A 12,621-nucleotide genomic window follows, 5' to 3' on the forward strand; every position below is an offset into this window, starting at 1 on the left:
AGAGGACGCAAAGGTTCGGACATGAGATGCAAAATTTTGGATAGAAGATGAAATAAATTTGCCTCCTATTACCTTAAATCAGCCAGCTGTTGGATTTGGCTGGTTTGCAAGCCCCATGAAGATGCCCGATAGCCTGCCTGCCGCCTTTGCCCGCCGCGTGTTTGAGCGCGATAACCCGCCCCCACCGCCGCCCCTGAGCCAGGAGCCCGCCGCCGTGCAGGCCCGCATCGAGGAATGGCTGTTGCAGCGCCACCAGGTGCGCAACAAGCGGGGCCGCCTGCGCCAGAGCCTCATGCTGCTGGCCCTGATGCAGCACCCTGAGCGGCACACCATGCAGCTGGCCGAAGCGGCGGGCCTGCCCATCCGGGCCGCTGCCCGCGTGGCCGTGCGGCTGGGCGAGTTCGGCCTTGCTACCCCGGAAGAGCGCGGCCTCTACCGCTACTGGCGCCTCACCCCTGCCGCCGAAGATGCCCTGCTGCTGGTGGTAGTGGGGCCGCCGGCCGCCTAGCCGACGCAACGCGGGGCCACCCGGGCCCGTCTTTGCCCCGGCTGAACTTCATTTGTGTGAAAATCGGTTTATCCCCTACACCGGCCGCCCATCGCGGCCCCAACCTTTGTTTATGACGATTCATCCTTTCCGCCGCTGGTCGCTTTCGCTGGCCTTGCTGGCCCTGCCGGTTCTGGCCCAGGCCCAATCGGTGAATGCCCTCTCCCCCGCCCCCGCCACCCCGGCGGCCGGCGATATGAGCGCCGCCCAATGGTACCTCAAAGACCCGCAGCTCGACAACGTGCCCGGCGTGGGGGCCAACCGCGCCTACAATGAGATTCTGAAAAACCTGATTCCGACCCCGGTCATTGTGGCCGTGATTGATTCGGGTATCGATACGGCCCACGTCGACCTCAAGCCCGTGCTGTGGGTGAACCGGGGCGAAATCCCCGGCAATGGCATCGACGACGACAAGAACGGCTACATCGACGACGTGCACGGCTGGAATTTCCTCGGTGCGCCCGACGGCCGCAACGTGAACGCCGAAACCCTAGAGATGACGCGCATCGTGGCCGCCGGCCGCAAGCGCTTCAAAGGCATCACGGCTAAGACCGTGAAGCCGGCCGATAAAGCCGCCTATGTGCTGTATCAGAAGGCCGAAAAAGCCTATTCGGGTCGCCTCAAGGAGGAAACCGAGCGCAGCAAGCAGGTGGAGGAAATGAGCGGCCCCCTCACCCAGATGGTGACCAACATGAAGCAGGCCCTCGGCACCGAGAAGCTCGACACCACGGCCCTCAAAAACGCCAACCCCGACGACCCCAACCTGAAACGCGCCGTGGCCGGCATGCTCGACATGATGCGCCAGACCGGGGCCGGCGACGCCGACGCGTTGCTAAAAGAGTTGAACGAAGGCGTGAAGCAGGAGCGCAGCATGCTGGATAATTCACTGAACCTGAACTTCAACCCCCGGGCCGACATCATCAAGGACAACCCCGAGGATGTGAGCCAGCGCTTCTACGGCAACAACGACCTCCACGGCCCCGACCCCATGCACGGCACCCACGTCTCGGGCATCATCGCGGCGGTGCGGACCAATAACCTCGGCATCCAGGGCCTCGCCCCGGACCCCGTGCGCATCATGATGGTGCGCGCCGTGCCCGACGGCGACGAGCGCGACAAGGACATCGCCAATGCTATTCGCTACGCCGTGGACAACGGCGCGCAGATTATCAACATGAGCTTCGGCAAGGAATTTTCGCCCCAACGCCCCGCCGTGGAAGCCGCCTACAAGTATGCCGCCCAGAAAGGCGTGCTGCTGGTACACGCCGCCGGCAACGAAAACCACAACCTCGACGTGGCCGACAACTACCCGGCTTCATTCTACATCAACAACACCACCATCCCGAACCTGCTCACCGTAGGCGCGTCCGGCCCGAAGGACAACGTGAACCTGACCGCCGATTTCTCGAACTACAGCAAGAAGGGCGTGGACGTATTCGCGCCCGGCGTGGGCATCTACAGCACCTTGCCCGGCAGCACCTACGGCAACGAAAGCGGCACCAGCATGGCCTCGCCCGTGACGGCCGGCGTAGCGGCGGTGCTGAAATCGTACTTCCCCAAGCTCACCGCTACCGATTTGAAGCGCATCATCATGCAGTCGGCCCAGGTGCACCACACCAAAGTCCAGACGCCCGGCAGCGATAAGCAGGTCGATTTCTCGACCCTGTCCGTGACCGGCGGCGTAGTGGATATGTACGAGGCGGTGAAGCTGGCGCAGAAAGCGTCGCTGTAAATGAGTTGAGAACCAAATAGCCACCTGTCATCCTGAGCGCAGCGAAGGACCTTATCACTTTTGAACTCGTTGTTCTGCCGTGGTAAGGTCCTTCGCTGCGCTCAGGATGACAGGTGGCTATTTGGTTCTCAACTCACCCCACGTCCACGCCTTTTTCTTCCTTCCGAAAGTGGTTCAGCACGAGCTTATCGCTCAACCCGGGCAGCCACTTATTGAGGAAAACCACCAGTTTGCCCTGGCCCGTGAGCACCAGCGTGCGCTTGCGCTGCTGCACGGCTTTCAGAATCTCGTCGGCCACGGCTTCGCTGCTCATCATGGCGCCTTCGTCGCGCGGCGACTCGCCCTGCGAGGAGCCATCGGCCGCTAGGGCCGTGTTGCGGATATTGGAGGCCGTGAAGCCGGGCGCGGCCGTGAGCACGTTCACGCCCTGGTCGAGCAGCTCCGTGCGCAGGGCTTCGAGGAAGCCGTTCATGGCAAACTTGGAGGCCGAGTAGCCCGTGCGCCCCGGCAGCCCCCGATAGCCAGCAATGCTGCTGATGCCCACGATGCTGCCCTTGCTTTTCAACAGATGCGGCAGCGCAAACTTGGTGGTGAACACGGTACCGAAGAAGTTGGTCTGCATCAACCGCTTGATGACTTCAAGGTCGGCATCCTGAAAGCGGGCGCGCATGCTGATGCCGGCGTTGTTGAGCAGCACGTCGAGGCCGCCGAAGCGGGCCACGGTTTCGGCCACGGCGCGCTCGGCAGCGGCTTCGTCGCCCACATCGGCCCGGATGGTGAGGTGGGCCACGCCGGCGGCGGCCAGGGCGGCGGCGGTATCGGTCAGTTTAAGTTCGTCGCGCCCGGTGATGGCCACCTGGTAGCCGGCCCGGCCGAAGGCCAGCGCACAAGCCCGGCCAATGCCCGACGTGCCGCCGGTGATGAGAACAGTGGGAGTTGGCATAAACTAAAAATAGTGCCCCAGCCGGGCCGGGGAGAAAGATGGGCGAATACTACCGGCAAACTTACGGCTGGCTGGTGCGATTTTTGCGCCGCCTGATTAAACCTCCGTTGCGGGTTCTGGTCAGCTACTTGCTGGCCGCGCGGCGGCGGGCGTTTGGCGAACCCGCGTGCGGGGTGGCCGACTCAGAGTGGATAATGGACGATTGCAACGGGGCCATCCCCGCTTTCTGCTTACATTTATCCGTTGAATTCAATTGCTTTCTTTCAAAGTACCGTATGCATCCACACCTACGTTCCTGGTTCCGGTTCACGCCGGGTTTTATTGCTGTTTTGCTGGGACTGGGCTTAAGCTCAGAGGCCGTCGCCCAGAGCTGCCCCATTGCGGCCACGTGCACGCCGGGCACCGCCACCAACGGGCAGGCCAACCTCTACGGCATGGGCATTCTCAACGTTAATATTGGGAACAACCTCATCAACAACACCACCGGCAACTACATCGACGGCTACCGCGACTATAGCTGCACCTACAACGCGGCCCTGACCGTGGGCCAGCCCTACGCCATCAGCGTGCGCACCGGCCCGAACGTGAACGAGAGCGTGAAGGTCTGGATTGACTACAACAACGACGGGGCCTTCACCGGCAACAACGAGCTGGTGTTTGATGCGCCCAACAGCATCCTGCACACGGGCACGTTCACGCCGCCGGCCTCGGCCGTGCTCAGCACCAACCTGCGCATGCGGGTATCGTCGGACTACGCGCTGGCCACCACCGTGCCCGCGCCGTGCTCCACGCCCCAATACTCGCAGGTGGAAGACTACAGCGTGCGGCTCTCGTCGAACGTGAGCGCGCCGGTGGCGGCTTTCACCACCAACGGCACCACCACCTGCTCCGGCACCGTGCAGTTCACCGATGCCAGCCAGAACCTGCCCACGTCCTGGCTCTGGACCTTTGGCGACGGTGGCACCAGCACCCTGCAAAACCCCTCGCATACCTACGCCACGGCCGGTACCTACGCCGTGACGCTGCGCGCCACCAACGCGGCCGGCAACAACACCAGCGCCGCTACCAGCATCATCTATAACACCACGGTGCCGCTGGCCGCCAGCTGCTCGCCCCAGACGACCAACTACTTCGCCAACTACGGCATCACTCGCTTCCGGCTGGGCACCATTGATAACACCTCGGCCGACGGCAGCGCCGGCTACCAGGATTTCACCTGCCCGCAGCGCACCGAACTAATTGCGGGCGTGAGCAACCAGATGATTATCAACACGGGCGGCGTGAACGCGCACGACATCCGGGTATACCTGGATTTGAATAACAACGGCGTGTTTGCCGCTTCCGAACTGCTTTATACGGGCCTGAACACGCCTACCCCCGGGGCCACCACCACCCTCACCCTGCCCACCGGCACCACGCTCAACCAGCCCCTGCGCCTGCGCATCATTGCCGATGCCATTGGCAACACGGCCGGCCCCTGCGTGAGCCCGGTGAGCGGCCAGGTGGAAGACTATACCGTCATTGCCCGGCCCAACACGCTGCCGCCCACCATCAACTTCAGCACCAACTACGTGGCCGGCGGCTGCGTGAACCCCATCGTGTTCACCGACCTCACCACCAACCTGCCCACTTCGTGGCTGTGGGCGTTTGGCGACGGCACCACCAGCACCCTGCAAAACCCCACGCACACCTACACCGCCTCGGGCACCTACAACGTCACGCTCACGGCCACCAATACCAACGGCACGGCCAGCGTGACGCGCCTGAACGCGGTGACCATCCAGGTGCCCTGCCTCATCTTCTGCGCTTCGAATGGCACGGGCGGCACCGGCCCCACGGGGCAGCAGCAGCCCAGCCCTTTCTACATCAGCACCGTGAGCATTGCCAATGCCACGCCGGCCTTCACCAACAGCACCAGCGTGGCCACGGGCGGCTACGCCAACTACACCAGCCTGTCGCTGTCGGCCAACGTGGGCAACTCGCTCAGCCTGACCGTGGCCACGAACCTGGCCGCCAACCACCGCACCTCGGCCTGGGTAGACTGGAACATGAACGGCACGTTTGACGCCTCCGAGTTGGTGGTGAACGGCACGGCCACGGCCAACTCGTTCACGGCTCCCTTCACGGTGCCCGCCGGCACGGCCGGCAGCAATCCCCGCATGCGGGTGATAGTGGTTGCCAATGCCACCGGCGGCACGCCCAGCGCCTGCGCCACCAACGTCCTCAACGCCGAGGTGGAAGACTACCAGCTGCGCATCCTGCCCCTGGCCACCCGCGAGGCCCAGGCCCTGCCCACGCTCAGCCTCTTCCCCAACCCTACCCTGGATGGGCGGGTGAGCCTGCGCCTGCCCGATGCCAGCGCCGCCGGCCTCTACACCACCGAGGTGCAGAACCTGCTGGGCGCTACGGTGCTGCGCACGGCCCTGCGCCTGGGCCCGGCCGCCGATGCCCAGCTGGACCTGAGCGCCCTGCCGGCCGGCGTGTACGTGCTGCGCCTGCGCGACGCGCAGGGCCAGACCGCCCTGCGCCGCCTGGTGCGCGAATAGCAAAACCATTTCTTCGGGCGATGAGGCCCGAGCTCAACCCCTAACCGCCCCGGCCGCCTTTTGACGGCTGGGGCAGTTTTTCAGTTTTCCTACCCTTCATTTTATTGTATGCCTACAACCTTACTACGGCGTTTTTTTGGGTCGATGCTACTACTGGCGCTGCTGGTGGTGGGCGCGCGCCCGGCGCAGGCCTCGCACCTTTTGGGTGGCGAGATGAGCTACCGCTACCTCGACGCGACTGGCCCGACGGCTACCCCGTTCCGCTACGAAATCACCCTTACGGTGTACAGCAACGGCCTGTATTATACCAACCCCACCGGCATTGCGGCTCCGCCGGCGAATGCAACCATTGACATCTTCAACAAGGCCACCACGTTGCGCATTGGCTCTTACAACTTCGCCCGCACGTCGCCCACGGCGAGTAACAACAACCTGCCGCCACCGATTTCCCCGTCCGTACCTGCGGGCTGCACGGTGAGCGGACCCAGTCAGCCATTCTACCTGTGCAAATACGTGCAGGTAGTGAACCTGCCGGTTTCCTTCGATGGCTACTACGCTGTGTATTCGGTGAGCGCCCGCAACAACACCCTCACCAACATCAACAACCCCAGCGGGGGCACGGGCGGCAACGTGCCCCTGACGCTCTACGTGAGCATGGCCCCACCGCTGATTTACAACCGCTCGCCCGTATTTTCGGACACGGCCGTGGCCATCGTGTGCCAGAACGATACCACCATCTCGCTCAACAACGCTTTCGACCCCGACGGCGACCGCCTAGTGTACTCCTTTGGCACGCCCTACGGCTTCCTGGCCGGCACCACCAACCCGCCCACTTTCCCACCCCTGCCCCAGTCGGTGCCTTACTATCCGGCTTACAGCGCGGCCAACCCGTTTGGGACGGGCGCGGGTAACTTTGCCAAGATTAACGCCAGTACGGGTATTGCCAAGTACGGGGCCACGTCCACCGGCCTCTACGTAGTGGCGGTGGACGTGGCAGAATACCGCTCCATCAACGGTGTGGAAGTGCTGATTGGGACTACCCGACGAGACTTACAGCTCGTCGTTTCGGTATGCCCGCCTACTACGCCGCCGCTGCTACCGGCCCCGGCGCTCACGCCCCGTAACTACACTATTGAAGAAGGCCAGTCGCTGAGCATCCCGATTACGGCCACCCAGGCCAGCGGCAACCACCCGCTGGTGCTCACCGTGAACAGTGCCCTACTCGATGGCAGCGGGCCGTTCAACACCACCTTCAACGGCAGCACGGGCGTAGTGCAGGCCGGCAACCTGACCGGTACGGCCACGGCCTCCGGCACCGGCTCGGTATCGGGCACCTTTGTTTATAACTCCACCTGCGGCCAGTCGCGCACCACGCCCTACGACCTGGGCGTGACCGTGAAGGACAACGGCTGCGGCGGCAAGCTGGCTTCGGATATTTTCCGGGTGACGGTGACCCGCGCCGCCGGCCCCAACGTTATCAATGGCCCGAGCACGGTGTGCGACCCGGCCACGGTGCGCTCCTACACGGCCGCCGGCCCGGTGCCAGCTTCTTACCGCTGGCGCATCTACGGAGGCACCATCACCAGCGGCCAGGGCACCAACACGGTGCAGGTGACCTGGGCCAGCGCCAACACCACCGGCCGGCTGTCGCTGAAGGGCGTTTCGACCTACGGCTGCCTTTCTGATTCGGTGGTTAAAACCGTGGACATCCGGCCCTTGCCGGCCATCACGGCCACGGCCCTCGCGCCCAGCCTCTGCCAGGGCACGTCGACTACGCTGACGGTGACCGGCCAAACGGGCCTGACCTATGCCTGGACCGGCGGCGGCATCAACCTGACCGGCACCAGCATTACGGTAACGCCCACCGCTACCACCACCTATACCGTGACCGGCACCGACGGCACCTGCACCACCACGACCACCGTGACGGTGACCGTGACGGCCCCGCCCACCGCCAATGCCGGCCCCGACCGCACCATCTGCCCCAACGTGGCCTCCACGCCGCTGGGCGTGGCGGCCATCACTGGGCTCACCTACGCCTGGAGCCCGGCCACCGGCCTGAGCAGTGCCACCGTGGCCCAGCCCACCGTGACGCTGCCCAATACCACCAGCGCGCCCATCACCCAGACCTACACGCTCACCGTGTCTTCCGGCCCGAACTGCTCCAGCACCTCATCGGTGGTGGTGACGGTGAGCCCCGCCGCCGTGGCCGATGCCGGCCCGGCCCGCAACACCTGCTCGGGCGTGGCTTCGGCGGCCATTGGCACCCCGGCGCTGGCTGGCTACACCTATAGCTGGAGCCCCGCTACCGGCCTCAGCAGCGCTACGGCCGCCCAGCCGACGGTGATGCTGCCTAACACCACCGGCGCACCCATCACCCAGACCTACACCGTGACGGCCACCAACGCCGCCGGCTGCACCGCCACTTCGTCGGTCATTGTTACCATCAACCCCGCCGCCGTGATTACGCCCAGCCCGCCTATCAGCTTCTGCTCGGGTACGGTTTCGGCCCCGCTGGGCGGTGCGGTGACGCCCGTAGCTGGCACCACTTATAGCTATACGCCCACCACCGGCCTCAGCAACCCGAACATCCTCAACCCAACCGTGACCGGCACCAACACCACCGGCGCGCCCATCACCACGACCTACACGCTGACGGCCACCACGGCCAACGGCTGCTCGGCCACCAGCACCGTGGCCGTGACCATCAACCCCGCCGCCGTGGCTGATGCCGGTCCGGCCCGCAGCACCTGTTCCAACGTGCCCGTGGCCATTGGCAATGGCACGGCCGTAGCTGGTACCACGTATGCCTGGAGCCCGGCTACCGGCCTGAGCAGCGCTTCGGTGCTGAACCCGACGGTGACCCTGCCCAATCTGACCGGTGCTAACATCACCCAGACCTACACCCTGACGGCTACCACCGCCAACGGCTGCGTGAGCACCGGCACGGTCGTCGTAACCGTCTTCCCGGCTGCCGTGGCCCAGGCCGGACCGGCCGTAGCCTTCTGCTCGGGCGAAACCCGCACGCTGGGCACCGGCACCGCCGTAACCGGTACCACCTACGCCTGGAGCCCCGCCACCGGCCTGAGCGACCCAACCGCACTTAGCCCAACGGTGACGTTGACCAACACGACCGGTGCCCCTATCACCACGACTTACACCCTGACCGCTACCACCGCTAACGGCTGCACCGCCACCAGCACCGTGGCCGTGACCGTGAACCAGGCCGCCGTGGCCCAGGCCGGACCGGCTGTCACGTTCTGCTCGGGCGAAACCCGCACGCTGGGCACCGGCACCGCCGTGACTGGAACCACCTACGCCTGGAGCCCCACCACCGGCCTGAGCAGCGCCACCGCGCTGACCCCGACCATCACGCTGACCAACACCACCGGCGCGCCCATCACCACCACTTATACCCTGACGGCCACCACGGCCCAGGGCTGCACCGCCACCAGCACCGTGGCCGTGACCGTGAACCAGGCCGCCGTGGCCCAGGCCGGACCGGCTGTCACGTTCTGCTCGGGCGAAACCCGCACGCTGGGCACCGGCACCGCCGTGACTGGAACCACCTACGCCTGGAGCCCCACCACCGGCCTGAGCAGCGCCACCGCGCTGACCCCGACCATCACGCTGACCAACACCACCGGCGCGCCCATCACCACCACTTATACCCTGACGGCCACCACGGCCCAGGGCTGCACCGCCACCAGCACCGTGGCCGTGACCGTGAACCAGGCCGCCGTGGCCCAGGCTGGACCGGCTAAGGCTACCTGCTCCAACGTGGGCGTGGTTATCGGTACCGGCACGGCCGTGACCGGCACCACCTACGCCTGGACGCCCGCCACGGGCTTGAGCAGCGCCACCGCCCTCACCCCCACCCTGACGCTGCCCAACCTGACGGCCGCGCCCATCGTGGCAACCTACACCCTGACCGCCACCACGGCCCAGGGCTGCACCGCCACCAGCACCGTGGCCGTGACCATCAACCCCGCCGCCGTGGCCGATGCCGGCCCAGCCCGCGCTACCTGCTCCAACGTGCCCGTGGCCATCGGCAACGGCACGGCCGTGGCCGGTACCACCTACGCCTGGAGCCCGGCCACCGGCCTCAGCAGCGCCTCGGTGCTGAACCCGACCGTGACGCTGCCCAACCTGACCGGCACCCCCATCACCCAGACCTACACGCTGACGGCCACTACCGTCAACGGCTGCACCGCCACCAATACGGTCGTGGTAACCATCAACCCGGCCGCTGTGGCCGTGGCGGGCACCAGCCAGGCCATTTGCTCGGGCGCAACCATTACCCTGGGCGCGGCCCCCATTGCGGGCACCACCTATAGCTGGAGCCCCACCACCGGCCTGAGCAGCGCCACCGTGGCCAACCCCACGTTCACGCTGGCCAACACCACGACCACCCCGAACCCCATCACCTTCACCCTGACCGCCACCACCGCCAACGGCTGCACCGCCACCAGCACCGTGACCGTGACCGTGAACCCCGCCGCCGTGGCCGATGCCGGCCCCGACGTAGCCGTTTGCGACCTCAAAACCATTACCCTGGGCACCCCGGCCCGCACCGGCTATACCTATAGCTGGGCTCCGGCCACGGGCCTGAGCAGCACCACCGTCGCCCGGCCTGTCTTCGCGGCCTCGAACACCACGACCGCGCCCATCACCCGCACCTACACCGTGACGGCCACCACCGCCAACGGCTGCGTGAGCACCGATGACGTGGTCATCACCATCAACCCGCGTCCGGCGGCGGCGACTATTGTGGGGCCGGCTTCGGTGTGCCCCACCGTCACGGGCATTGCCTACTCGGTGCCCACGGGCACGGGCACGGCTTTCCCGCCCGGCACGCCCTTCACCTGGCAGATTAACGGCGGCACTATCACGGCCGGCCAGGGCACCCCGGCCATCACCGTGGACTGGGGCGTGGCCAGCACCGGCGGCTACCTGAAAGTATTCAGCCTGAATACCCAGGGCTGTTCCTCCGATACCACTACGCTGCCCATCGTTATCAACCCACGTCTGCAGACGGTACGGCCCACCGGCCCTGGCGACATTGGCGTGGGACAGCCCCCAATTCGGGGCGTGTGCCAGGCCGATGGCCCCTACCGCTACGTGAGCGGCGCGTACGCCAACGGCTCCAGCTACGCCTGGACCATCGTGGGCGGCACGCAGGTGAGCACCTTCCAGAATACGGTGACCGTGAACTGGACGCCCGTGGCGGTGCCCACCATCGGCAAAATAGTGGTGACGGAAACCAGCAACCCCGCCAGCGGCGTGCGCTGCCTGGGCACTTCCGATACACTGAAGGTGCTCATCAATCCTTCGCCCCGCCCCACCCTGGCCATCACCGCCCCGGTGCGCGTGTGCCAGACCAATGGCCCGGTGACCTTCGGCCTGCCCGGCGGCTTCACCGGCTCGACTTATGTGTTCCAGCTGGGCACCACCACTCTGGCCGGCACCGGCAACACCCGCGTGTTGAACACCCTACCCATCCCCGGCACCTACACCCTCACGGTGCAGGAAACCACGGTGGCCGGCTGCGTTGGCCCACTGTATTCCACGCCGTTCACGGTGGCTCCCACGCCCACGGCCCCTACCATTTCGGGCTCGGGCTTCGTGTGTAACGTGGCCCAGACCCAGCCGTACGCCATTGCCAACCCCACGGCCGGCGCCAGCTACCAGTGGACCGTCGTAGGCGGCACCATCACGGCGGGCGGCACCGGCAGCCAGATTACGGTGCGCTTCAACGCCACCGGGCCGTACACGGTGAGCGCTGCTGAAATTAGCGCCGCTCCGGCTTCCTGCACCGGCCCGGCTACCACCCGCACCATCCTCTTCGATAGCCCGACGGTGGTGCTGACCAACGCCTCGGTGGACATTACCAGCAACAACCGCGTCATCATCAGCCTGAGCGTGCCCAACAGTGGCAACACCCCCAATCAGGTGCAAATCACGCGCCGCGTAGCGGGTTCCAGCACCTTCGCGGTAGTAGGTCAGGTAGCGGCTTCGGCTACCACCTTCACCGACAACAGTGCGGTGGATGCCAACGCCAATTCCTACGAGTACCAGCTCGGCCTCACCAACGGTTGCGGCACGACTAACACAACCGGCATCGCCCAGACCATCCGCCTGCAGGCCACCGCTACCGCCACGGCTGGCGGCCGCAACCAGGGCAGCACGGCCCTCACCTGGAATGCCTTCGTGGGCTTCACGGTGAAGGAGTACCGCATCTACCGCCGCTCCGATGCCGGTGCGCCAGTGCTCATTGCCACGGTGAACGCGGGCACGCTGCAATACACCGCCACCAACAACGACCCGAACGCCACCGCCACCGGCCTGGGCTTTAGCCAGAACTTCCGGGTGGTGGCCGTCAGCACCGACGCCACCCCGCTGCTCTCCAACTCGAACGAAACCAGCGTGAGCTTCGCCAACGCCGTGAAGACCTACAACGTCATCACCCCGAACCGCGACGGCCTCAACGATGTGCTCGTCATCGACAACATCTCGCTCTACCCCGGCAACACCTTCACCATCTTCAACCGCTGGGGCCGCGAGGTGTACAAAACCACCAACTACCAGAACAACTGGGGTGGCGACGACAGCACGCCCGCCGGCAACTACTTCTACATCCTCACCCTGCCCAACGGCACGAGCGTGAAGAACTGGTTCGAGGTGATTAAATAGACCACGGATTCGCTCAGATTTTTCGAATTCCACGGATTTTGTAGCCGACATCTTTCCACCGAAAAGGCCTCCCGAAATCGGGAGGCCTTTTCTATTTATCCCCTAATACCCGCAAGATGCTTGCTGCCACTTGCGAGCCATGCCCCAACTACCGCCCACA

General features: G+C 65.4%; 5 protein-coding genes. 4 read left to right on the top strand and 1 reads right to left on the bottom strand.

Annotated elements, in window-relative coordinates:
- The first annotated feature begins 115 nt into the window (after positions 1-115).
- Entirely contained in the window at positions 116-508 is a 393-nt protein-coding gene (locus ACYU70_RS05920; protein WP_342297293.1) for a hypothetical protein, read from the top strand.
- Between the two features lie 112 nt (positions 509-620).
- Positions 621-2,279, top strand: a complete 1,659-nt coding sequence (locus ACYU70_RS05925) for a S8 family peptidase (RefSeq protein WP_342297295.1) — start codon at positions 621-623, stop codon at positions 2,277-2,279.
- A 133-nt stretch (positions 2,280-2,412) separates the two neighbouring features.
- Here ACYU70_RS05925 and ACYU70_RS05930 read toward each other — a convergent pair whose 3' ends face one another.
- A complete protein-coding gene (locus tag ACYU70_RS05930; RefSeq protein WP_342297297.1) occupies positions 2,413-3,222 on the bottom strand; it encodes an SDR family oxidoreductase in 810 nt (269 codons plus the stop codon).
- 275 nt (positions 3,223-3,497) lie between these two features.
- On the opposite strand from ACYU70_RS05930, the gene ACYU70_RS05935 reads away from it, so the two are divergent.
- Positions 3,498-5,768, top strand: coding sequence for a GEVED domain-containing protein (locus tag ACYU70_RS05935; protein WP_342297298.1), 2,271 nt, complete (start codon positions 3,498-3,500; stop codon positions 5,766-5,768).
- 108 nt (positions 5,769-5,876) lie between these two features.
- Positions 5,877-12,461, top strand: coding sequence for a T9SS type B sorting domain-containing protein (locus tag ACYU70_RS05940; protein ID WP_342297299.1), 6,585 nt, complete (start codon positions 5,877-5,879; stop codon positions 12,459-12,461).
- Positions 12,462-12,621: the final 160 nt, after the last annotated feature.

It is taken from the genome of Hymenobacter segetis, from assembly GCF_054776495.1.

What these genes read in the sequence shown, in the direction of transcription:
- ACYU70_RS05920 (WP_342297293.1), top strand. Translation starts at nt 116, where the DNA reads ATGAAGATGCCCGATAGCCTGCCTGCCGCCTTTGCCCGCCGCGTGTTT.
- ACYU70_RS05925 (WP_342297295.1), top strand. Translation starts at nt 621, where the DNA reads ATGACGATTCATCCTTTCCGCCGCTGGTCGCTTTCGCTGGCCTTGCTG.
- ACYU70_RS05930 (WP_342297297.1), bottom strand. Translation starts at nt 3,222, where the DNA reads ATGCCAACTCCCACTGTTCTCATCACCGGCGGCACGTCGGGCATTGGC.
- ACYU70_RS05935 (WP_342297298.1), top strand. Translation starts at nt 3,498, where the DNA reads ATGCATCCACACCTACGTTCCTGGTTCCGGTTCACGCCGGGTTTTATT.
- ACYU70_RS05940 (WP_342297299.1), top strand. Translation starts at nt 5,877, where the DNA reads ATGCCTACAACCTTACTACGGCGTTTTTTTGGGTCGATGCTACTACTG.